The organism is Pseudomonas sp. BF-B-30 (assembly GCF_019956305.1).
Classification (GTDB): Bacteria; Pseudomonadota; Gammaproteobacteria; order Pseudomonadales; family Pseudomonadaceae; genus Aquipseudomonas; species Aquipseudomonas jessenii.
The window spans coordinates 1-21,840 of the sequence record NZ_JAHBDG010000022.1 but is presented as its reverse complement, the minus strand read 5'-3'; the positions used below and the strand labels follow the sequence as shown (position 1 = coordinate 21,840).

Genomic DNA, 21,840 nt, shown 5'->3' with positions numbered 1-21,840 from the left:
AAAGGCTTGTAAAGTGCGCCCCGCAGTAAGTCACCCGCCAGGGTTTCGGCTCACAAGGCAGGAATCCAAAATAAGTTGAAAATCATTAACTTGAAAGCAATTTAGGGGGTTGACAGAGGTGCTGAAGATTGTAGAATAGCGCGCCTCAGACACACGAACGCAGCGATGCGAACGGGTTGAAGAGAACGCAGTAAAGCTTCAAAGTTGTAAATTGAAATGTGTAGTTCCGTGATAGCTCAGTCGGTAGAGCAAATGACTGTTAATCATTGGGTCCCAGGTTCGAGTCCTGGTCACGGAGCCAATTTCAAACCGGGGTATAGCGCAGTCCGGTAGCGCGCCTGCTTTGGGAGCAGGATGTCAGGAGTTCGAATCCCCTTACCCCGACCATTTTTGGGTCGTTAGCTCAGTTGGTAGAGCAGTTGGCTTTTAACCAATTGGTCGTAGGTTCGAATCCCACACGACCCACCATTTTTGAAACCAGGTTAAAAACTGGAATCGAATCTTAAGATCAGACGCCAAAAGCTCTGTTCGCAGAAGGCGCCTCCCGAAGGTGCCTTTTTTTTACCGGGGTATAGCGCAGTCCGGTAGCGCGCCTGCTTTGGGAGCAGGATGTCAGGAGTTCGAATCCCCTTACCCCGACCATATTAAAAATCCTCGTATCGAAAGATACGGGGATTTTTTTTGTCCGCAGGAAACTCAAGAACGCCGCAAAACCAATGTGGGAGCGGGCTTGCTCGCGAAGGCAGTGTGTCAGTCGACATAAATGCTGAATGACATGGCCTCTTCGCGAGCAAGCCCGCTCCCACAAGGGGGTGTTTTAGTGCAACTTCAGGCGCGGCTCGGTGCCACGTCCGATCTTGCTGCCGAGCATCAGCATCGCTGTGCGGAACGGCCCGTACAGCGCCATCTGGTGCATGCGGTACAGCGACACGTAGAACATCCGCGCCAGCCAGCCTTCGAGCATCACGCTGCCGGTGAGGTTGCCCATCAAGTTACCCACAGCCGAAAAACGCGACAGCGAGATCAGCGAGCCGTAGTCGGTGTACTTGTACTCCGGCAACGCCTTGCCTTCGATGCGCAGTTTCAACGATTTGGCCAGCAGCGAAGCCTGTTGGTGAGCGGCCTGGGCCCGTGGCGGTACATTGCGGTCGCTACCCGGTTGCGGGCAGGCGGCGCAATCACCGAACGCGAAGATGTTTTCGTCACGGGTGGTTTGCAGGGTCGGCAGCACTTGCAGCTGATTGATGCGGTTGGTTTCCAGGCCATCGATGTCCTTGAGGAAACCCGGTGCGCGAATCCCCGCGGCCCAGACTTTCAGGCTGGCCTTGATTTCGTTGCCGTCGGCGGTGATCAGGCTGTCGGCCGTCACTTCGCTGACAGCGGCATTGGTCATGACGTTGACCCCGAGTTTCTCCAGGGTTTTATGCACAGGCCCGCCAATGCGCTCCGGCAGCGCCGGCAGCACCCGTGGACCGGCTTCGATCAGGGTGATGTGCATGTTTTCCGGTTTGATCCGGTCCAGGCCATAGGCTGCCAATTCGTGGGCGGCGTTGTGCAGTTCGGCGGCCAGTTCGACCCCGGTGGCACCGGCGCCGACGATGGCCACGCTGATTTGCTCGATCGTGTCGGTCTGACCGGCGTGCGCGCGCAAATAGTGATTGAGCAGTTGTTGGTGGAAACGCTCGGCCTGTTTGCGGGTGTCGAGGAACAGGCAGTGTTGCGCCGCGCCCTGGGTGCCAAAATCGTTGGTGGTGCTGCCGACGGAGATCACCAGCGAGTCGTAAGGCACTTCGCGGGCCGGCACCAGCTCCAGACCGGCTTCGTCATAAGTGGCAGCCAGCTGGATTTTTTTCTTCGCGCGATCGAGTCCGCTCATGCGCCCCAGCTGGAACTCGAAGTGGTTCCATTTGGCCTGGGCGACATAGTTGAGTTCGTCTTCGGAAGAGTTCAGGGAACCGGCCGCCACTTCGTGCAACAACGGTTTCCAGATGTGGGTCAGGTTCGCGTCGACCAGCATCACGCTGGCCGTACCGCGCTTGCCCAGAGTCTTACCCAGACGGGTAGCCAACTCCAGACCGCCGGCGCCGCCGCCGACAATGACAATACGATGGGACATAAGGATAACTCGCAAGGCTAAAAGAAATCGGTGCAATTACCCGAGCGAGCGCAAGGCAGCTCATAGCGTCAAGTAACTGATAAGTCGGCTCAACAGGCCCAGACCAATGGTCACTGCCAATACCAGTACAAGGAGCATCCACGGCCGGAAAGGCCGGCGCTCGACTTGGTGCTGGGACAACTGCAGGTACTCTTCGACATGCTTTTGGTCGTCGGGGTTCAGGCGGCTGGTCATATCGGGCCTCGTCAGGAGTAGACGTTGCTGAATGTGTAGAAGCTACAGTGTTTTTACCCAGGGTTGAACGCAGCATAGCCGCTGTCCGGAATGGGTTCGATGCTAACGATGTCGTCCAGGCGAATGATGCCACTTTGTAACACCCGGGCAGTGATTCCGCCATGTCCGCGCACGGCCTGAAAGGTGCCGATGCCCAGGTTGCTTTCCAGGCGCGCGCAGGGCTGGCACCAGCCGGTGGTTTCGAACGTTGCCTGGCCGATCCGGAAGCGGCGGCCCTTCAGGCTGAACAGATTGATGCCACTGATAACGAGATTGCGCCGCAGATCTTCAGGCCGGACCGGATGATCCTGTGCTCGCCCCATCAGTGAACTGATCACCGCCAGGTGCTCCCACTGAATCAGCGTTACTTGCCGCGCATTGCGCACGCCGGGGCGGGCGTGGTCGCCGGTCAGGCCGGCCTCCAGGCGCGCCTCCACGGCATCGAGTTCAAGCATCGCCGAACGTGATTGCGGGCGCACGCCGATCCAGCGTACACGACCCTGTTGTGGCACCTCGGCGATCAGCTCCTGCAGCGGGCTCACAGACTGATCCCGACGTCGAACACAATGCTGCGCCCCAGGTTGCTGCGCAAGAAGTCCGGCGCATCCGGGTGAGCGAACAGCACGCGGGCGAATGTCGGCCCAACCAATGACAGCGAGCGCCAGCCCTGGCGCAGGTATTCGGTCGGCGGCGGGAAATGGCTGTTGAGGTCCAGTATTTCGCGTTTGAGGCTGGCGAAGGCAATGATGTCCAGCTCACCCAGATCCATGCCGCGCTCTTTGTAGTTGTGCGCTTTTTTGCGCAAGGTCGGCGCCAATCGCAGCAAGAACTCGTTGGCGGGGATACGTCGTGGCTTGGCCTCGCGGCGCACCAGTTGGCTCAGGGAAAACGCGCTGCGTCGGCGTTGCAGTTCGTCGCGCCATTCATCGTTGAGGCGCCGGCCCTCGTCGAGCACGAAGAACACCTCGAAACTGGCATCGCGAAACAACACATCCGGCGGCTCCCCGGCGGGGGCGAACTCATCGGCGCGATAGGGAATGTTCAAGCCTTGCAGCAGGCGCTGGCAGACCCAACGCTCACGCTCCCACTTGCGGGCATTGGACAGGAACGCATTGGCTTGCTCGGCCGCGATGGTCAGCAGGCGTAAATAATCTGAGTCATCCATAGGCCCAAGCTTAGCGTTCAAACGTGATCGCAAAGAAGACAATTTGTCGGAGAGGGTCAATGCCTCTCGTTCACATGCCCGTTTCAGGGCTCTGCACAAAATGGATAGTGATCTGCGCGCACTGGATATTGCCACGCATCGGGCGGCTCTACCCTCGGCTGTACGGACGTAAGCCGTGTTACCGACGCTCTAAAAAAACAACAACAAGAGATATATGCCATGCGCAAGATCGACGTACATGAGGTTATCGACAACGCTCGCTTCAACCGCTTTCACTGGATGGTGCTGTTCTGGTGTGCCCTGATCATCATCTTCGACGGTTACGATCTGGTGATCTACGGCGTGGTCTTGCCGATGCTGATGAAAGAGTGGGGGCTCAGTCCTCTGCAAGCCGGTGCACTGGGCAGTTATGCACTGTTCGGCATGATGTTCGGTGCGCTGTTCTTCGGTCCGCTGTCGGACAGGATCGGTCGCAAAAAAGCCATCACGATCTGCGTGATGCTCTTCAGTGGCTTCACCGTGCTCAATGGTTTCGCCCGAAACCCCACCGAGTTTGGCCTCTGTCGCTTCATTGCCGGGCTCGGCATTGGCGGCGTGATGCCTAACGTCGTGGCACTGATGAACGAGTACGCGCCGAAAAAAATCCGCAGCACTCTGGTCGCGATCATGTTCAGCGGTTACTCGGTGGGCGGCATGCTGTCCGCCGGACTGGGCATTGTGCTGATCCCGAGTTTCGGCTGGCAGTCGGTGTTTTACGTGGCGGTCCTGCCGTTGCTGTTGTTGCCGCTGATCATGTATTTCCTGCCCGAATCGGTGGGCTTCATGTTGCGTCAGGGGCGTAATGAAGAGGCGCGCAATATTCTTCAGCGCATCGATCCGGCCTACGTCGCGCAAACCTCTGATCAATTGCACATGGCCGAAGTGAAAGGCACGGGCACCCCGGTGTTGCAGTTGTTCCGTGAAGGCCGTGCGCTGCGCACGCTGATGCTGTGGCTGGCGTTTTTCTGCTGCCTGTTGATGGTGTACGCGCTGAGTTCCTGGCTGCCGAAACTGATGGCCAATGCCGGTTACAGCCTGGGTTCGAGCCTGTCGTTCCTGCTGGTGTTGAACTTCGGGGCGATCTTCGGCGCGGTCGGTGGCGGGGTGCTGGGCGACAAACTCAATCTGCCGAGAGTGCTGGCGGTGTTTTTCGCCATGGCGGCGGTGTCGATCACGCTGTTGGGCTTCAACAGCCCGATGCCGGTGTTGTACTTGCTGATCGCCATTGCGGGTGCCACCACCATTGGCTCGCAGATTCTTTTGTACGCCTGTGCCGCGCAGTTTTACTCCATGACGATTCGGTCTACCGGTCTGGGCTGGGCGTCGGGCATTGGGCGCAACGGGGCCATCGTCGGTCCGCTGCTGGGGGGTGCCTTGCTCGGGATCAGCTTGCCCCTGCAACTGAACTTCATGGCGTTTGCCTTGCCCGGTGCGGTGGCGGCCCTGGCCATGACCGTGTTCGCCATCAGCAGCCGACGCAGCGCTGCCGACCTCAACCCAGCGTTGTCAGCGACCGGTGCCTGAATCATGAAAGCGTTTTTCCAGGACTTCTCGTTGTCAGCCGCCGTGGCTGGATTCATTGCCACGGTGATTTCCTATGCCGGCCCGTTGGTGATCATCTTTCAGGCGGCAGAAGCGGCACATCTTTCGCGGGAAGTGTTGTCGTCCTGGATCTGGGCGATCTCCATCGGCAGTGCCGTGCTCGGTATCGGTTTGAGCTTGCGCTACCGCGTTCCCGTGATCATTGCCTGGTCGGCGCCGGGCTCGGCGTTGCTGGTGACGCTGTTGCCGGACATCTCCATGGCAGAGGCGGTGGGGGCGTATCTGGTCAGCAGCCTGATCATTTTCGTGGTTGGCATCTCGGGCGCTTTCGACCGGATCATCAGCAAACTGCCCGCCGCCATCGCGGCGGCGATGCTGGCGGGGATCCTGTTCAGTTTCGGCACTGGCTTGTTCGTGTCGATGCAGCGCAAGCCGTTGCTGGTCCTGGCGATGTTTGCCTGCTACCTGATCTGCAAGCGTGTGATGCCGCGTTATGCGGTGATGATGGTGCTGCTGATGGGCTGTTCGATTGCCGCGTTCACCGGTGAGTTGCACCGTGAAGCGCTGGTGATCGGCCTGGCCACGCCGGTGTGGATCACGCCCGAGTTCAGCCTGGGCGCGATCCTGAACATCGCCTTGCCACTGGTGATGGTGGCGCTGACCGGTCAGTTCGTGCCCGGCATGGCGGTGCTGCGCGCCAGCGGTTATCCGACGCCGGCGAGCCCGATCATCGCCAGTAGCGCGCTGGGCACGGCGTTGCTGGCGCCGTTTGGTTGCCACGGACTGAATCTGGCGGCGATCACCGCGGCGATCTGCACCGGTCGCGAAGCCCACGAAGACCCTCGCAAACGCTACGTGGCCGGGGTCGTCGGCGGCCTGTGCTACCTGCTGCTGGGGATCTTCGGCGCCACGCTGGTCTCGCTGTTTTCAGCGTTCCCCAAAGAGTTGATCGCGGCGCTGGCCGGGCTGGCCCTGTTCGCCGCCATTGCCGGCGCGTTGACCGGCGCGATGGCGGTACCGAGCGATCGCGAAGCCGCGCTGGTGACCTTTCTGGTCACGGCTTCGGGCATGTCGTTGTTTGGTTTGTCCGCGGCGTTCTGGGGGCTGATTTTCGGCATGGTCACCCATGTGCTGTTGAGCGCCCGTCGTCCCGTTCCCCGTCGCAAATCCACTGCAACTGAAGTCCTTCAATCAGTCGATCAATAACAATAAGAGAAAAACGATGAAACAGATTCTCCCAACAACCGGTTCTGCGTTGTCCCTGGCTGTCGTCTCGGGTTTTTCCACGGGTGCGATGGCAGCTGAAACCGGCTTTATCGAAGACACCAGCGCAACGTTGCAGGCACGCAATTACTACTTCAGCCGCGACTATTCCGACATCGTCGGCGCCAACCAGCAATCGAAGGCTGAAGAGTGGGCCCAGGGTTTCATCCTCAACGTGAAGTCCGGATACACCCAGGGCACCGTCGGGTTTGGGGTGGACGTTATCGGCTTGCTCGGTCTCAAGCTCGACAGTGCTCCGGACCGGACCAATACCGGTTTGTTGCCGGTGCAGGACGATGGCCGCGCGGCAGACAACTACAGCCGTCTGGAAGGCGCGTTGAAGATGCGCTACTCCAAAACCGAGCTGAAAGTCGGTGAGTTGCAACCCAACCTGCCGGTATTGGCATTCAGCGATATTCGCCTGCTGCCACCCAGTTATCAGGGCGCAAGCATCACCTCCAACGAGATCAATGGCCTGACGCTGCAGGGTGGTCACTTGAGTTCAACCAGCCTGCGCAACGAGGCTGGCGACGAAAAGATGCAGGCGATGCTGGGTCACGTGCCGCAGCGTCAGGTCAGCAGTGACGGTTTCAATTTTGCCGGCGCTGATTATGCGTTCAATGACAAGCGCAGCTCGGTCAGCGCCTGGTACGGGCAACTGGAAGATATCTACAACCAGCGTTTTCTGGGCTTAAAGCACAGTGAGCCAGTGGGCGACTGGATCCTCGGCGCCAACCTCGGTTACTACGATTCGCGTGAAGACGGCAAAAAACTGCTGGGCAATATCGACAACCAGGCGTTCTTCTCGTTGCTGTCGGCCAAGCGTGGCGGCCATACGTTTTACGTCGGCTATCAGGGCATGTTCGGCGACAGCGCATTTCCACGGGTATTTGCCAACATCTCGCCGCTGGGCAACGAAGTGCCGACCTATGAGTTCGCCTTCACCGATGAACGTTCCTGGCAGGCGCGTTACGACTACGACTTCGCGGCGCTCGGCGTACCGGGGCTGACCAGTACCGTGCGCTACATCAGCGGCAACAATGTCGATACCGGCAAGGGCTATGAGGGCAAGGATCGCGAACGTGACCTGGACCTCGGCTATGTGTTGCAGAGCGGCAGCCTCAAAGGTTTGGGCATTCGCGTGCGCAATGCGATGGCGCGTTCAAACTACCGCAGTGATATCGACGAGAACCGCTTGATCCTCAGCTACACGTGGACCTTGCTGTGAGCCCGGTGATCACAGGTTGCTGGTGCAATCACCCATGACGTTGTAGGTCACACGGTGGGTCTGGCCCTGATGATCGACATACACCATGGTCGCCGGTACGACCCCGCACGCAGTCGCGGTGTTCGACACAGAAACCACGCTGGCGATGTCCAGTGGCTGCGCCGGGTTGTACAGGACTGTGAGGGGCTCGTTGTCAGCGGCCATGGCCGAGGTGGCGATGACGGTCAGCAACAAGCTGATCAACGTTTTCATGTTGGCGTGCTCCGTATCGGTTTTGATGTCTGAATTTTAGTCTTTGCCACCGACGGATAAAGGGGCGAACGGCGGATGCAGCCTTACATAAAACGTAACAGTCATCGCCCGAGGGGGGCTTATGGATGTGCTTAACAACTTGCGCGTATTCATCCGGGTGGTGGACTGCGCCAGTTTCACCGGGGCTGCCGATGCGCTGGATCTGTCGACCGCGCAGGTATCCCGATTGGTGGCGGATCTGGAGGAACATGTACAGGCGCGGCTGCTGCAACGCACCACGCGGCGCTTGAGCCTGACCGACGCCGGCGAGCGCTTCCTGCTGCGCAGCCGGCAAATCGTCGAAGCCATGGATGAGGCGACGGCCGAGGCCCGTGGCGCTCATATCAATCCGGCCGGACGCCTGCGGGTGCACAGCATGAACGGCCTGGGTGTGCTGCTCACGCCGTTGATCGCCCGCTACAGCGAGCTTTATCCCGATGTAGTGTTCGAGCTGACCTTGTCGCAGCGCAATCCCGATCCGCTGGAGGAGGGGCACGATGTGGTGATTTCGATCGCTCCGGAACTTGCCGATTCGCAAATGGTTGCGCAAGCCATCGGGCAGATCTACAGCGTGCCCTGTGCCTCCCCGGCCTATCTGCGACGCCGGGGTGTGCCGCAGCAGCCGCTGGCGCTGAGCGATCATCAGTGCCTGCGCATGCTCGACCCGCTGTACGGCGATCAATGGCTTTTCCACGACCAGGACGGCGAGCACGCCGTCAGCCCGGCCAAGACCTTTCAGTGCAATGTTGCCGAGTCGATGGTCAAGGCTTCGGAGGCGGGCATGGGCATCAGCTTGCTGCCGTTCTACACCGCGACGCGGCCCTTGAGCGACGGTACTTTGCTGCGTGTGTTACCTGCATGGCGCCTGCGCGAACGCAATGTGTATGCGCTGTATCCTTCGCGACGCTTTCTCGATGCCAAGGTCCGCACCTGGGTGGACTTTCTCAAGTCTGAGCTACCGAAGCTGTTCGCCGAACATGACGCGGTGATGAACGATCCGCGGCATTGGGCTTGAAGTCGAAGGGCATGCGGGCGGCGGTGTAGACTGAGTGCCTGTTGTTCTTCGCCTGGGAGGCGCACGTAGCCATGATCGGTGCAGAGTTGCTGTCATCGCAAACCCTTGCGGTCGGCTGGCTGATCTATGTGCCGGTGTTGATCTGGGCGATCTGTCGCGCGCCGTGGGTTGAACTGTTCACCGACAGCCGTCGTCAGCATCTGCTGTTTGGAACGGTGTTTGCGCTGTTTCTGTTGTGGCTGGTGCGGCGCGACTTTGATACCGGCGTGTCTTACCACTTCATCGGCATGACCGCAGTGACGCTACTGCTGGACTGGCCGCTGGCGCTGGTGGGGGGCCTGGTGGCGCAAACGGGGCTGGTGTTGCTCGGGCGACAGGACCTGGCGGCGGTCGGGGTCAATGGCGCGCTGTTGATCGCGTTGCCGGTGCTGGTCACCGAGTGCTGCGCCATTCTGGTGGAGAGGGCGCAGCCACGAAATCCCTTCGTGTATATCTTCGTTTCCGGATTTTTTGCCGCAGCGCTGTCGGCGTTGCTGTGTCTGCTGCTGGCGCTTTGGTTGTTATGGTTCGACGAGCGTTTTGCCATGCCGTACTGGCTGGAAGATTTTGTCGGATATCTATGGCTGATCATTTTTCCCGAAGCGTTTATCAACGGCATGATCGTCAGTGCGCTGGTCGTGTTTTGTCCGGAGTGGCTTGAGACGTTCAACCGCACGCGCTACCTCTCGGCTCCCTGGAAGGACGACGATCCCAAGTCCTGATCCGCATCAAAACCTGGAATCGCCCACTCGATGGATCAATGGCGCGGGTCGAAGTCACCGCTGAACATCTCGTCCTCGGCATCGGGAGCCACTGGAATCTTGTGTTCTTCGGACGCCCAGGCACCCAGGTCGATCAGTTTGCAGCGGTCGGAACAGAATGGCCGGAATTTGCTCTCGGCGGTCCATTCCACGGGGGCGCCACAGGTTGGGCATTCGACGGTTGTTGGTTGGCTCATGACTGGCCTCCACGCAAAGAAAGATAAAAATGATGCAGGCGTTCGACCTCGCTGTGCAGCCAGGCAAGGTCGCGGTCGTTGACCACGACGTCGTCGGCATGGCTCACGCGATCCTGGCGACTGGACTGGGCCTTGAGGATCGCCTGGACCTGCTGCTCGCTGGTCTGGTCACGTTGCAGGGTACGTTCGATCTGCAATTGTTCGGGGGCATCGATCACCAGCACCCGTTGGGTCATGGCGTATTGCCCGGACTCGATCAGCAGCGGCGAAACCAGAATCGCATAAGGCGATTTTGCCAGCGCCAGGTGGTGAGCGATTTCTTCGCCGATCAGCGGATGCAGGAGGGCCTCCAGCCAGCGGCGTTCTTCTGGCACTTCGAAGATCAATTTGCGTAGCGCGGCGCGGTCCAGTTGCCCGTCGGCCTGCAGCACGCCGGGGCCGAAGTGTTCGGCGATTTGTGCCAGTGCCGGGCGACCGGGTTCAACGACCCAGCGAGCGGCATGATCGGCGTCGACCACATGCACGCCAAGATCGATGAAGTGTTGGGCGGCCGCACTTTTGCCGCTGCCGATGCCGCCGGTCAGGCCGAGAATCCAGGGTTTTTCCACAGGGCTATTCATTTCAAACCGACAAACTGCCAATAGAGGTCGGTTATTTGACCACCCCAGAGCAACGCAATCCAGCCGGCAATGGCCAGATAGGGACCGAAAGGGATAGGTGTCGAGGTTTTTGCATTGCGCCAGCGCAGCAGCATCAGCCCGATAATGGCCCCCACCAGCGAGGACAGCAGGATGGTCAGCGGCAAAATCTGCCAGCCACCCCAGGCGCCCAGCATCGCCAGCAACTTGAAATCACCGTAGCCCATGCCGTCCTTGCCCGTGATCAGCTTGAACAGCCAGAACACCGACCACAGCAGGCTGTAGCCGGCTATCGCCCCCCAAAGCGCCTCGTGCAACGACACGAACAGGCCGAAACTGTTGACGATCAACCCCAGCCATATCAACGGCAGCACCAGTACGTCCGGCAATATCTGATGCTCGGCGTCGATCAGGCTCATCGCCAGCAAACCCCAGCTCAGGACCAGCATCAGGCAGGCGGGCCAACCGAAGCCGAAGTGCCAGGCAACAAATGCCGACAACAGGCCGCAGGCCAGTTCGGTCAACGGATAGCGCGGGCTGATCGCGGCCGCACAGGCTGAGCAGCGGCCGCGCAAAAACACATAGCTGAGCAGCGGGATGTTTTCCCAGGCGCGGATGCGGTGACCGCAGTGCGGGCACTGGGAGTGGGGCAGCAACAGGTTGTAGGTCGGCAGCGGCGTTTCGCCTGGCAGCCCGAGAATGTCATGGGCCTGCTCGCGCCAGTCGCGTTCGAGCATTTTTGGCAGGCGCCAGATCACGACATTGAGGAAGCTGCCGACCAGCAGGCCGGTGATGCCTGCGAGAAGGACAAAGGCCAGCGCAGATTGAGTCAGGATTTCATTCAAGGGCATGTCAGATCGCTGAGCCAAGTTGGAAGATGGGCAGGTACATGGCAACTACCAGTCCACCGACGATAACACCCAGCACCACCATGATGAACGGCTCCATCAGGCTGGTGAGGTTATCGACCATGTTATCGACGTTGTCTTCGTAGAACCCCGCGACTTTGTCGAGCATAGCGTCCAGGGTGCCGGACTCTTCGCCAATTGCAGTCATTTGTATCGCCATGTTCGGAAAGACGCCGCAGGTGCGCATGGCGAAATGCAATTGCATGCCGGTCGAGATGTCCTGCCGGATGCGCAATACCGCGCGCTTGAACACGCTATTGCCGGTCGCACCGGCCACTGATTCCAGAGCCTCCACCAGCGGCACGCCGGCAGCGAAAGTGGTCGACAAAGTACGGGCGAACCGGGCCACGGCGGACTTGTGCATCAGGGTGCCCACCAGCGGCAGTTTCAGCAGCCAGGTGTCCATCCGGTCACGCAAGGCCGGGGATGTCCTGAGGGCGTGGCTTACGCCGAAGGTCATCGTGATCAGCGTGACAAGGACCACCCACCACCAGGCTTGCATGAATTGCGAGAGGCCAATGACCATCACGGTGAAGGCCGGCAGTTCGGCGCCAAAGCCTTTGAACACCGATTCGAACTGCGGCACGACATTGACCAGCAGGATCCCGGTGACAATCGCCGCGACGAACACCACCACCAGCGGGTAGGTCATGGCTTTCCTGATCCGGGCCTTGAGGCTTTCGCTTTTTTCCTTGTAGGTCGCGACCCGCTCCAAAAGGGTGTCGAGGGCACCGGCCTGCTCGCCGGCATCCACCAGGTTGCAATACAGCTCATCGAAATACCGGGGCTTCTTGCGCAGGGCGGCGGCGAAACTGCTGCCTGCCGCAACTTCCTGTTTCAGTTCGTCCACCAGCTTGCGCATGGCCGGATTGTCGAAGCCCTCGCCGATGATGTCGAAGGACTGCAACAACGGCACGCCGGCCTTCATCATCGTCGCCATTTGCCGGGTGAACAGGGCAATGTCCTGGGCCTTGATACGCTTGCCCATGCTGAAAACCGAATGGTTTTTTTTGCGAACCTTGCCCGGACTGATGCCTTGCTTGCGCAGTTTCGCCTTGATCAGCGCCGGGTTTTGAGCGCTGAGTTCGCCGGTCACTTTTGTGCCTTTGCGGTCGATGCCTTCCCACGCATACACGCTGATTTTCGCTGCCTTGACCGCCATGTTCAGTCCTGGGTATTCCGATTGAATTGCTCTTATAGCCTAGTCAAAGGATGGGGCCAAACCCGCAAGGGTGATGTGACAAAAAACGTCAGATAGTACTGATCTTGGTAGTAAGTAAGGGCTTTGCGAACACCACGCCCCCGGTCAACAGGGGCTTCTGGCCTTGGCACAGGCTGTGCTGCCATGGGGCAGGTCATGAGCCTTCGACTCATGCATGGAGCTTGTACATGAACTATCAGAAAGGTTTTACCCTGATCGAGTTGCTCGTCGTGGTAGCGATCATCGGGATCCTGGCAACCCTGGGCCTGCCGATGTATTCCAAGTACCAGGCGCGGGCCAAGGTCACGGCGGCGATGGCCGAGCTGACTGCAATGAAGGTGCCGTTCGAGGATGTGATCAGCCAGGGGGAAACGCCGACAATTGCCAACGTGGCGCCCGCTGGCAAGACATCGACCAACCATTGCGCCCTGTCTGTGACGGCTACAACGCCGGGGGCGGGATCAATCGTTTGTACGTTGCACAATGCCCCGGGGGTGGTCCAGGGCAAAACTGTCACCCTGACACGGGACGAAGCCAAAGGCTGGTCATGCAAGAGCAGCGTTACCGAGGACTACTTGCCTAAAGGGTGTTCCGGTTCTGCGGCATGAATTGCTGAATCAAGTCCCCGCTTTTGCGGGGATTTTCCTGTTTGTCGACCCGTCGTCAAATGTTGCAGATAAAGCTCAGAAATTTCAGCATCTTAGGAACTTTCCATAAACCCGCAACTTGCATGCAGTGTTTGTGCTTCTCGTGCATTTTGCATGATTTCGAAAGTTGGCTTGTTTTGTAACTTATTGATTAATAAGGTTTTAGTTCCTTTTTCAAAGTTGGCACAGCGTTCGCAATATCCTTGGTAACCCTGCCGACAAGACATCCGGCAGACTTTCCGAAAAACAGGAGTTACTCGTATGAAGAAGTTCGCTATCACTGCCGCTGCTGCTACCGCGCTGACCCTGACCATGGCCAACGCCGCGTTTGCTCAAACCACCCAGGCAACCCAGTCGCCAATGGTGCTGGCTGCCGGTGAAATGACCGAAGTGAAAGAAGATACTTCCGACACCTGGATCACCACCAAAGTCAAGGCTGACCTGATGACTGAAAAAGGCATTCCAGGTAGCGACATCAAAGTTGAAACCAACAAAGGCGTGGTATCGCTGTCGTCGACCACCGCCGTGACCGATTCGCAAAAAGAAGCGGCTGTGGCCATCACCAAGAAAATCAAAGGCGTCAAGGCGGTCTCCGCTGACGGCCTCAAAGCCGAGTAAGGCAGGCTTCTCGCCTGGACCGGGAGAAGGCGCGACAGACGGGCAGAGTCATACGTCTGTTGCAACCTGAGTGTTCATGCGAAAGGCCATAAGGATGTGGCCGTCACAGGCCCCGTGCATTTATTGCCGGGGCCTGTTCTATATGTAACGCTGAAAACCCAATGTGGGAGCGGGCTTGCTCGCGAAAGCGGTGTGTCATTCAACCAATAAGTTGACTGATCTATCGCCTTCGCGAGCAAGCCCGCTCCCACATTGGATAGTGCTAATCAATTGCCGCGTTTACTGGTGATCTGTTTCAGCCGATTACCTTCGAACCGCAAGTATTGATACATCCCGCCATTCGGTCCGTAGGTCCACTCCTCGACCTGAAACTCCTCGCGTCGATCGGCACTGCGCTTGTACCCCAGCAAGTCGCGGCTGACCGGCTCACCGCATTTCTGCACGACCTCACTCGAGCGATCGCCGACGCTGATCAACTGGCTGCCACAGCGCAGGGTATCGGCCGCCCAGGCCTGACTGACGGAGAGCGCCAGAGCCAGGCCTGCCAGCTGCCGATGCATCACTCGGCATCCAGATGCATCGGCGTCACCACGCGGCCGTCGCTTTGCGCCTCGCCCAGATTGGCATCGATGAAGTACACCCGGTCATCTTCCAACTGGGCCTTGTCGACCAGATAATCTTTGATGCTGCTGGCGCGTTCCTGGCCCAGTTGACGCAACAGTACGTCGCTGGCACTCCAGAACTTGATCACCTCGGCACGCATTTTCGCGGTGCGTTCTTCCTTGCCCAGGTCCTTCCATTCGGCAGGGGGCTGGGTTTTCAGGCGGGTGCGGTAGATACCTTCGAGCAGCGGGCCCTTTTCTCCGTCCGGCACTTCCAGCAACGAAGCCTGGGCCGGGACCTTGTCACCGCGGCGCTGGAGCATTTTGTAGTAGTTGTACTGGTATTCACGCTCCAGGCGTTGTTCGGCGATCAGCGGGCCATCGCTGCTCTGGGCGGCGGTGCCTTCGATTTCCAGGCGCAGGGCCGGGCGTTCCTTGAGCGCCTTGGACAGTTTGTCGAGGGCGCCTTCGGCGTCCTTGCTCAATTCGCTGGAACCGGCTGCGAATGAAACGCTGCCCAGGTCTTCCGAACCACCACCGTTGACCAAGCCGCCAATGAGTTTGAACGGTGCTGCCGCGGCCTTGACGATCAGGTTGCGCAGGGTCTGCCAGATAATCGGCATGACGCTGAACTGAGGGTTGTTCAGGTCGCCAGTGACCGGCAGTTCGATGGAGATCTTGCCGTCGACGTCCTTGAGCAAGGCAATGGCCAGTTTCAGTGGCAGGCTCACGGCATCCGGGCTGTCGACTTTTTCACCCAGTTGCAGTTGTTCGACCACCACTTTGTTTTCAGCTTTGAGCTGACCCTTGGTGATCTGGTAGTGCAGGTCGAGATTGAGCCGGCCCTTGCGGATACGGTAGCCGGCGAACTTGCCGGAGTAGGGCGTCAGCGTGGTCAGTTCCACGCGTTTGAAGCTGGTGGCGATGTCGAGGCTGGCCATCGGGTCGAACGGATTGACCGAGCCCTTGATGGTCACCGGTGCGTAGCGATCGACCTTGCCCTTGACGTCGACACTGGCCGGTTTCGGCCGGCGGCTGTCGATGGTGCCGATCTGCCCGTTGAGTTGCTGGATGGCGGTGGCGAAGTTCGGGGTCAGGCTGAAGTCGGCGAAGTTGGCCGAACCGTCATTGATGAAAATGCCGCCGATGTGGATGCCCAACGGTTTTTCGTTGCTGGCCGGTTTGTTCGCCGCCGGTTTTGCCCCGGAATCCGCTGGCTGTGGAATCAGCAGGTCATCGATGTTGGTGGTGCGATCATCGTTGATCATGAACCGCGCATAGGGCTGGAACAGGTTGATCTTGTCGATCGACAGGCTGTCCCCATGCTGATAGTTCAGGCCATCGACCACGACCTGCTGCCACTTGAGGAAGTCGCGGGTTTTCAAGGTGTCCAGGGTGTGCAACTGATCGACCTGGGCACGGCCGGTGACGCCGAAGGCCAAGGGCTCGGTGCTTTTCAGGTCTACCGCCAGATCGCTGCCGAGCATGCCGCTGCGCAGTTCCAGGCGAATGAACGGCGTGATGTAGGACTGGGCAACCCGCAGGTCGATGTCCTTGGTCTGTACCTTCAGCCTGGCGCTGACCGGGGCCAGGTTGACCTCGCCGTCGGCCATGATCTTGCCTTGCTTGCCTACACCGGTATCGAGCTTGAGGGTAAAGGGGGAACCGTTGAGGCTGTCGAAATTTTGCAGGTCGAGGTTCAGCGGACTCAGTTCCAGGGCGACGGCGGGTTGTGCCTTGCGGTCAGCCAGATGCACCTTGTAGTCGCGCAGTTGCACATCCTTGAGCAGCACCTGCCAGGGTTTGTCTGGCACGGCCGGTTCAGGTTTCGGTGAGTCTGCCGCCGCCGGAGTGCTGGTCGGTTCGGCATCCGCCATGGCTTTGGCAGAGTGTTTGGCCGGCTGGCTGGCGAACAGTTTCTGCCAGTCGAGTTGGCCGTCCGATTCCAGCGCGGCCCAGGTTTCCAGTTTGTGGCTGCGGATCTTGCCCACCACCACTTGCTGCTTGGCCAGGTCCACGGTGGTTTCGCTGACGTCCAGGCGCTCGAGCTTTACCAGCGGCCGGCCATCCGGAGCCTTGATCGCGAAGGGGGCGATGCTGACCGCTACATTGCTCAGTAGCAGCTCGGTTTCCTTGGCCAGGTTGAGTTTGTAGTCGGTGCTGATGCTCATGACGCCGTTTTCGAGATCCAGTGGCACGGCATCGCGCACATAGGGCCAAAAGGCTTTCATCTTGCCGTCAGTGATTTTCAGCTTACCTTCGGAGGCGATCGGGATCAGGCTGAAGTTGCCGGTCCAGTCGATCTGTCCGCCATTGGGGCCGATGGCCACCAGGGTCATGTCTGCGCTGTCATCGGGCAGGGTACTGAGGTTCTTCAGTTCGAAATCGAGTGTGTCGTAGAGAAACTCGATGGGCTCGCTGGGCCGGGCATCTTCAAAATGCACGGCGCCGCCCGCCAGTTTGATCCGCTCGATGCGCAGTGGAAACGGCTTGGCATCCGGGGCGGCCGGCGTGGGTTCGCTCTCTGGCAGTTTGAACAGCCCGAGCAGATTGAGTTTGCCGTCCTTGCTGAACAGGATTTCGGTCTTGGGCTTGGTCAGTTCGACATCAGACAGGTGCACCGCCTTGGTCCACAGGCTGTCGAATTGCAGATTGGCGTACAGGCGCTCGAAACCGACCTGCTCCTTGCCGGGTTCGCCGATGTTCAAGCCCCAAAGGGTCAGTTCAAGGCTGAATGGATTGAATTCGATCCGCTGGATGGTCGCGGGTGTAGTGGCGTAGTTGGCCAGTTGCTGGTTGGCAACGCGCAACGCGACACCCGGTAAAATCAGAAAACCCAGCAAGCTGTAGAGGGCCAGAGCAGTCAACAAGGCGCCGATGGCGCGAATCAATCCTTTGTGCATGTGCGGCTTCATCTGTCTGAATCGGATAGCCTTGGAGTATGGCACGCGTTTCCGGTTCCGAAGTGATTGGCCTGTTCATGAATTTTCAGATTTCTCCGACGACGGTCAGAGCTGCAGGATCAGGGTTTTCAGCGGTGGCTGTTGATCCATTGACGGAAAATCGGCGCCCGGTTTCATCACGGTCCATTCACGCACCGGCCGCCCGGCCTTCTCTGCACAACGCAAAACCTGTTCGCGCCAGTCGTCCATGCTGACTTTCGCCAGGTTGTTGCAGCAGATCAGCACGCCGTTGTCGGCAGTGGTCAGCAAGGCCGGTTTGAGCAGGCTCTGGTAGTCGCGCAGCAGGTCGACGGTGCCGAATGCACTCTTGGCCCAGGCCGGAGGGTCCAGCAGCACCAGATCGTACTGGCGCTGTTCCAGGCGCTGATAGCTCGGAAGTTTTTGCCCGCGGCGCTGGCTGATCGGCAGGCCGGCCAGTTGGCGAATGGCCGGGAAGTAGTCGGACTGGATAAATTCCATGGTCGGCAACTGCGGGTTGAGCTGCCCGTTCTCCCGACCGACCGCCAGGTTGCCTTCGGCGAAGTCCAGGTTGCACACCTCGCGTGCGCCACCGGCGGCGGCACTGAGGCCGACACCACAGGTGTAGGCAAACAGGTTCAGCACGCTTTTGTTCTTGCTGTGATCCTTGACCCAGCCGCGGGTGTTGCGCAGGTCGAGGAACAGCAGCGGGTCCTGTCCGGCATGGCGACCGCGCACCCGATAGTTCAGGCCCCATTCGTGGCCGACCAGGTCTTGCAGGGCGGCTTCGTCGGCGCGGTAGACGATGTCATCGCGATCGATGCGCGAGTTGCCGCGGGAGCGGTCGTTGTAGACCAGCAGGGTTTCAAAACCCAGGTGTTGATTGATCGCTTCGTGCAGTTGCAGCAGCGTCTCGCGCTCCAGCGCCTGGTGGAAACTTTGCACCAACAGCTGCGGGCCGTAGCGGTCGATGGTCAGGCCACCGGCGCCTTCCTGGCTACCGTGGAAGAGGCGATAGCAATCGGTGCCCTGCAGGTGCAGTTCGGCGAGCAGGTCCTGGCGTTGATCGAGGGCGGCGCGCAGCGCCTGATTCAAGGAAGACATGCTGGGCGCCTTGCAGGAGGGAATTGGGCGCGGGAGTTTAACAGTTTTGGCGCGGGACCGAGGCGCTGCCTTCGCGAGCAAGCCCGCTCCCACATTGGATTTTCTGTGAACGTAAAACTTGCGATCGACATAGATCCAGTGTGGGAGCGGGCTTGCTCGCGAAGCTTTTGACTTTGTTCTTTCTAAGTAATCCCCATTCGCCGCTTGGCCCGCTGCACCGACCCATTACGCACTGCCCAGCGCAGCATCGGCGCACTGCGATTGACGCTGGCGCGGATCAGCTTGCGTTGCAGCGGGTTCTGACTGGCGCCGAGCATGTCGCTGGCCCAGTCCGGCAGCAGGTCGATCCCGGCCTGCATCATCAGACCACCGATAGGCTTGGCCAAGCGACTGGGAGAGGGGGCGTTCAGCAACAGGCGCAGGACTTCCCGACTGCGTTCGTCGCACAGCAACTGAGGGCGCATACGCTCAAGATAGTCGGCAATTTCCTGCCGCGTACGGGGCACATCCCTGGCTCCGAGCCGCTCGGCAACCAAGGCGATTTCAGCGTAGTAGCGATCCTGATCGACCGGGGACAGGTGCGGGTTGCGATAGCGCAAATGCGCGGCGAGGAAGTTGCTGACTTCCGCCACATGCACCCACGTCAGCAGTTCGGGATCGCTGGCGGCGTAGGCACGTCCGTCCGGCGCTGTACCGGTGATCTGCAAATGGATGGTGCGGACTTTTTCGATCAGCCAGTCGGCATCCTGTCGAGAGCCGAACGTGGTGCCGGATATGAACTGCCCGGTGCGGCGCAGGCGGCCGAGCATGTCTTCACGAAAGTTCGAATGGTCCCAGACCCCGGCCAATGCCAGCGGGTGCAGGGCCTGCAGCATCAGGGCACTGATGCCACCGATCAGCATGCTGCTGAAATCGCCATGGACTTGCCAGCTCACCGAGTCTGGCCCGAACAGCCCGGGGTCGCCCTTGGGGTTTTCCAGGTCGAGTTTGCCCAAAGACAAACCGGTCAGGCTCATGATCTGGGTTTCGATGCGGGTGCGGATGAATTCCATGGCCACTCTGTAATTTTCTGTAGGAGCGAGCCTGCTCGCGATGGACGTTAACGGTAACGCGTTTTTCCTGAATGCACGCGGCGCGCTTGAGTTCATCGCGAGCGAGCTCGCTCCTACAGAAGACAGAACGTTATTGATTCAGGCGTTTATCGATCAAGCCTTGTACCACGCTTGGATCGGCCAAGGTCGAAGTGTCGCCCAGATTGTCCAGTTCGTTGCAGGCAATCTTACGCAGAATGCGCCGCATGATCTTGCCTGAGCGGGTTTTCGGCAAGGCCGGCGCCCATTGGATCAAGTCCGGTTTGGCGAAACTGCCGATTTCCTTGCTGACCAGGGCCAGCAATTCTGTCTTCAGTTCATCGTTGGTTTCGATGCCGTTCATGGGTGTGACGAAGACATAGATGCCTTGGCCCTTGATGTCGTGGGGATAACCGACCGCAGCGGCCTCGGCGATGCTCTCGTGCAGCACCAGGGCGCTTTCCACTTCGGCGGTGCCGATACGGTGGCCGGACACGTTGATCACATCGTCGATGCGCCCGGTGATCCAGTAGTCGCCATCTTCATCGCGCCGCGCGCCGTCACCGGTGAAGTAGTAGCCGGGGTAGGGCTTGAAGTAGGTGTCGACCATGCGTTGCGGGTCGCGATAGACACTGCGGATTTGTGCAGGCCAGCTGGACTTTATGGCCAGTACGCCGCTGCCAGCGCCCTTGATTTCCTTGCCTTGCTCGTCGAGCAGCACCGGTTGCACGCCGAACATCGGTTGTGTCGCACAACCGGGCTTGATCCGCTGGGCACTGACCAGCGGGCTGAGCATGATGCCGCCGGTTTCGGTCTGCCACCAGGTGTCGACGATCGGGCAACGCTCTTCGCCGACCTCATGGAAATACCATTCCCAGGCTTCCGGGTTGATCGGTTCGCCAACCGTGCCGAGTAGCCTGACGCTGGCGCGGGATGTTTGCTTCAACGGTTCCGGGCCTTCGCGCATCAGTGCGCGCAGGGCCGTCGGGGCAGTGTAGAAAATGTTCACCTTGTGCTTGTCGATCACCTGCCAGAAGCGCGAGGTACTCGGGTAGTTCGGCACGCCTTCGAAAATCAGCGTGGTCGCGCCGTTGGCCAGCGGACCGTAGACGATGTAGCTGTGGCCAGTGACCCAGCCTACGTCGGCGGTGCACCAGAAGACTTCGCCGTCGCGGTAGTCCAGCACGTACTTGAAGGTCATCGCTGCTTGCAGCAGGTAGCCACCGGTGGTGTGCAGCACGCCTTTGGGTTTGCCGGTGCTGCCGGAGGTGTAGAGGATGAACAGCGGGTCTTCGGCGTCCATCGGCTCGGGCGGGCAATCGGCGCTGGCTTCGCGCAGGGCCTGCTGGTACTTGATGTCCCGTCCTTCGACCCAGTTCACCAGCCCCTCGGTGCGCTCGACCACCAGCACGCTGCTCACGTCCGGGCAGCTTTGCAGCGCCTTGTCGACGTTCTGCTTGAGTGACACGACCTTGCCACCGCGCACGCCTTCGTCGGCAGTGATCACAGTGCGGCAATCGGCGTCGAGAATGCGGTCGCGCAACGAGTCCGGGGAGAAGCCGCCGAACACTACCGAGTGCACTGCACCAATACGGGTACAGGCCAGCATGGCGTAGGCCGCCTCGGGAATCATCGGCATGTAGATGCACACGCGGTCGCCTTTTCTCACGCCACGGTTTTTCAGCACATTGGCCAGGCGGCAGACGTTTTCATGCAGTTTTTTGTAGGTGATCGATGTCGAGTCGGCAGGGTCGTCGCCTTCCCAGATGATGGCGACCTGATCGCCGCGTTTCTCCAGGTGTCGGTCGATACAGTTGTAGCTGACGTTCAATTGCGCACCGGCAAACCAGCTGGCTTCACCGGTTTTCAGGTTGTAGCGCTGGACGGTTTCCCAGGGCGCGCTCCAGTCGAGAAAACGCGTGGCCTGTTCGGCCCAGAAGGTGCTGGGGTGTTCGACGGATTGGCGGTACAGGCGCTGATAGTCGTCTTGACTCAATTGTGCGGCCCGGCGGACGGCATCGGCTTTGGGGAACGTGCTGATATCGAACATGACGGTTCCTTATGCTTGTTTTGCGACAAGGATAAAGATGCGCCGAGAGGTCGATGGGTTCAAGTCATACACAAAACAACTGTGGGAGCGGGCTTGCTCGCGAAAGCGGTCTGACATTCACCATCATCGTTGAATGTCAGACCGCTTTCGCG

Annotated in this window: 21 protein-coding genes and 4 tRNA genes; 11 read left to right on the top strand and 14 right to left on the bottom strand. The window is 59.5% G+C overall.

Annotated features, from left to right (window positions below; genetic code table 11):
* The first annotated feature begins 225 nt into the window (after positions 1 to 225).
* From KGB29_RS12905 to KGB29_RS12890, 4 genes are all read left to right on the top strand, one after another.
* Positions 226 to 301 (top strand) — tRNA-Asn (locus KGB29_RS12905).
* A 9-nt stretch (positions 302 to 310) separates the two neighbouring features.
* Positions 311 to 387: transfer RNA gene (locus tag KGB29_RS12900), tRNA-Pro, on the top strand.
* A gap of 5 nt (positions 388 to 392) precedes the next feature.
* A tRNA-Lys gene (locus KGB29_RS12895) sits at positions 393 to 468 on the top strand.
* Between the two features lie 97 nt (positions 469 to 565).
* Positions 566 to 642 (top strand) — tRNA-Pro (locus tag KGB29_RS12890).
* Between the two features lie 175 nt (positions 643 to 817).
* On the opposite strand, the gene KGB29_RS12885 is transcribed toward KGB29_RS12890, so the two are convergent.
* The 4 genes from KGB29_RS12885 to KGB29_RS12870 are packed head-to-tail and all read right to left on the bottom strand — an operon-like array spanning position 818 to position 3,554.
* Positions 818 to 2,116, bottom strand: a complete 1,299-nt coding sequence (locus KGB29_RS12885; RefSeq protein ID WP_090451465.1) for an NAD(P)/FAD-dependent oxidoreductase — start codon at positions 2,114 to 2,116, stop codon at positions 818 to 820.
* Positions 2,117 to 2,176: 60 nt separating this feature from the next.
* Entirely contained in the window at positions 2,177 to 2,350 is a 174-nt protein-coding gene (locus KGB29_RS12880; RefSeq protein ID WP_007970531.1) for a DUF3094 domain-containing protein, read from the bottom strand.
* Between the two features lie 53 nt (positions 2,351 to 2,403).
* On the bottom strand, positions 2,404 to 2,931 hold the full coding sequence (locus KGB29_RS12875) for an MOSC domain-containing protein (RefSeq protein WP_150813476.1): 528 nt from the start codon (positions 2,929 to 2,931) through the stop codon (positions 2,404 to 2,406).
* Positions 2,928 to 3,554: a DUF1780 domain-containing protein gene (locus KGB29_RS12870; protein WP_150813475.1), complete on the bottom strand. Its 627-nt coding sequence runs from the start codon at positions 3,552 to 3,554 to the stop codon at positions 2,928 to 2,930. The genes KGB29_RS12875 and KGB29_RS12870 overlap by 4 nt, the downstream gene beginning before the upstream one ends.
* Positions 3,555 to 3,773: 219 nt before the next feature.
* Between KGB29_RS12870 and KGB29_RS12865 the strand changes: the two genes are divergently transcribed.
* Genes KGB29_RS12865 through KGB29_RS12855 form a run of 3 tightly spaced genes read left to right on the top strand, consistent with a single transcriptional unit; the run spans position 3,774 to position 7,626 of the window.
* The gene (locus KGB29_RS12865) at positions 3,774 to 5,117 is read left to right on the top strand and encodes an aromatic acid/H+ symport family MFS transporter (protein ID WP_150813474.1); all 1,344 of its coding nucleotides are present in this window, start codon (positions 3,774 to 3,776) and stop codon (positions 5,115 to 5,117) included.
* Between the two features lie 3 nt (positions 5,118 to 5,120).
* Positions 5,121 to 6,341 carry a benzoate/H(+) symporter BenE family transporter gene (locus KGB29_RS12860; protein ID WP_150813473.1) on the top strand — a complete coding sequence of 407 codons (1,221 nt, stop codon included), beginning with the start codon at positions 5,121 to 5,123 and terminating at the stop codon, positions 6,339 to 6,341.
* 16 nt (positions 6,342 to 6,357) lie between these two features.
* Positions 6,358 to 7,626, top strand: coding sequence for an OprD family porin (locus KGB29_RS12855; protein WP_150813472.1), 1,269 nt, complete (start codon positions 6,358 to 6,360; stop codon positions 7,624 to 7,626).
* A 9-nt stretch (positions 7,627 to 7,635) separates the two neighbouring features.
* Here the strand turns inward: KGB29_RS12855 and KGB29_RS12850 are convergent, their stop codons facing one another.
* Positions 7,636 to 7,878 (bottom strand): DUF2790 domain-containing protein, encoded by a 243-nt coding sequence (locus tag KGB29_RS12850; protein WP_150813471.1) that lies wholly within the window; start codon positions 7,876 to 7,878, stop codon positions 7,636 to 7,638.
* Positions 7,879 to 7,999: 121 nt separating this feature from the next.
* Here KGB29_RS12850 and KGB29_RS12845 point away from each other — a divergent pair, with 121 nt between their 5' ends.
* Together KGB29_RS12845 and KGB29_RS12840 are read left to right on the top strand one after the other, a co-directional pair.
* On the top strand, positions 8,000 to 8,932 hold the full coding sequence (locus KGB29_RS12845) for a LysR family transcriptional regulator (protein ID WP_150813470.1): 933 nt from the start codon (positions 8,000 to 8,002) through the stop codon (positions 8,930 to 8,932).
* 71 nt (positions 8,933 to 9,003) lie between these two features.
* Positions 9,004 to 9,693, top strand: coding sequence for an energy-coupling factor ABC transporter permease (locus tag KGB29_RS12840; RefSeq protein ID WP_007990394.1), 690 nt, complete (start codon positions 9,004 to 9,006; stop codon positions 9,691 to 9,693).
* Between the two features lie 35 nt (positions 9,694 to 9,728).
* Here the strand turns inward: KGB29_RS12840 and yacG are convergent, their stop codons facing one another.
* The 4 genes from yacG to KGB29_RS12820 are packed head-to-tail and all read right to left on the bottom strand — an operon-like array spanning position 9,729 to position 12,637.
* Positions 9,729 to 9,929, bottom strand: coding sequence for a DNA gyrase inhibitor YacG (yacG, locus tag KGB29_RS12835; RefSeq protein ID WP_007970539.1), 201 nt, complete (start codon positions 9,927 to 9,929; stop codon positions 9,729 to 9,731).
* Positions 9,926 to 10,549: a dephospho-CoA kinase gene (gene coaE / locus KGB29_RS12830; protein ID WP_046041800.1), complete on the bottom strand. Its 624-nt coding sequence runs from the start codon at positions 10,547 to 10,549 to the stop codon at positions 9,926 to 9,928. Before coaE ends, yacG begins: the two co-directional genes overlap by 4 nt.
* Complete coding sequence (locus KGB29_RS12825) at positions 10,546 to 11,418, bottom strand: prepilin peptidase (protein ID WP_102672244.1); 873 nt, start codon at positions 11,416 to 11,418, stop codon at positions 10,546 to 10,548. Before KGB29_RS12825 ends, coaE begins: the two co-directional genes overlap by 4 nt.
* A 1-nt stretch (position 11,419) precedes the next feature.
* Positions 11,420 to 12,637 (bottom strand): type II secretion system F family protein, encoded by a 1,218-nt coding sequence (locus tag KGB29_RS12820; RefSeq protein WP_150813469.1) that lies wholly within the window; start codon positions 12,635 to 12,637, stop codon positions 11,420 to 11,422.
* A 227-nt stretch (positions 12,638 to 12,864) separates the two neighbouring features.
* Here KGB29_RS12820 and KGB29_RS12815 point away from each other — a divergent pair, with 227 nt between their 5' ends.
* Both KGB29_RS12815 and KGB29_RS12810 read left to right on the top strand, forming a co-directional pair.
* Entirely contained in the window at positions 12,865 to 13,284 is a 420-nt protein-coding gene (locus KGB29_RS12815) for a pilin (RefSeq protein ID WP_057713264.1), read from the top strand.
* 300 nt (positions 13,285 to 13,584) lie between these two features.
* Complete coding sequence (locus KGB29_RS12810; protein ID WP_057713265.1) at positions 13,585 to 13,941, top strand: BON domain-containing protein; 357 nt, start codon at positions 13,585 to 13,587, stop codon at positions 13,939 to 13,941.
* A 266-nt stretch (positions 13,942 to 14,207) separates the two neighbouring features.
* On the opposite strand, the gene KGB29_RS12805 is transcribed toward KGB29_RS12810, so the two are convergent.
* The 5 genes from KGB29_RS12805 to acs all read right to left on the bottom strand — a co-directional run bounded on the left by KGB29_RS12805 (position 14,208) and on the right by acs (position 21,688).
* On the bottom strand, positions 14,208 to 14,501 hold the full coding sequence (locus KGB29_RS12805; RefSeq protein ID WP_173677975.1) for a DUF2845 domain-containing protein: 294 nt from the start codon (positions 14,499 to 14,501) through the stop codon (positions 14,208 to 14,210).
* Positions 14,501 to 17,458 (bottom strand): DUF748 domain-containing protein, encoded by a 2,958-nt coding sequence (locus KGB29_RS12800; RefSeq protein ID WP_150813468.1) that lies wholly within the window; start codon positions 17,456 to 17,458, stop codon positions 14,501 to 14,503. The genes KGB29_RS12805 and KGB29_RS12800 overlap by 1 nt, the downstream gene beginning before the upstream one ends.
* 93 nt (positions 17,459 to 17,551) lie before the next feature.
* Positions 17,552 to 18,568 carry a class I SAM-dependent rRNA methyltransferase gene (locus KGB29_RS12795; RefSeq protein WP_150813467.1) on the bottom strand — a complete coding sequence of 339 codons (1,017 nt, stop codon included), beginning with the start codon at positions 18,566 to 18,568 and terminating at the stop codon, positions 17,552 to 17,554.
* 182 nt (positions 18,569 to 18,750) lie between these two features.
* Positions 18,751 to 19,620, bottom strand: a complete 870-nt coding sequence (locus tag KGB29_RS12790; RefSeq protein ID WP_150813466.1) for an oxygenase MpaB family protein — start codon at positions 19,618 to 19,620, stop codon at positions 18,751 to 18,753.
* 130 nt (positions 19,621 to 19,750) lie between these two features.
* Complete coding sequence (acs, locus tag KGB29_RS12785; RefSeq protein ID WP_150813465.1) at positions 19,751 to 21,688, bottom strand: acetate--CoA ligase; 1,938 nt, start codon at positions 21,686 to 21,688, stop codon at positions 19,751 to 19,753.
* Between the last annotated feature and the right edge of the window lie 152 nt (positions 21,689 to 21,840).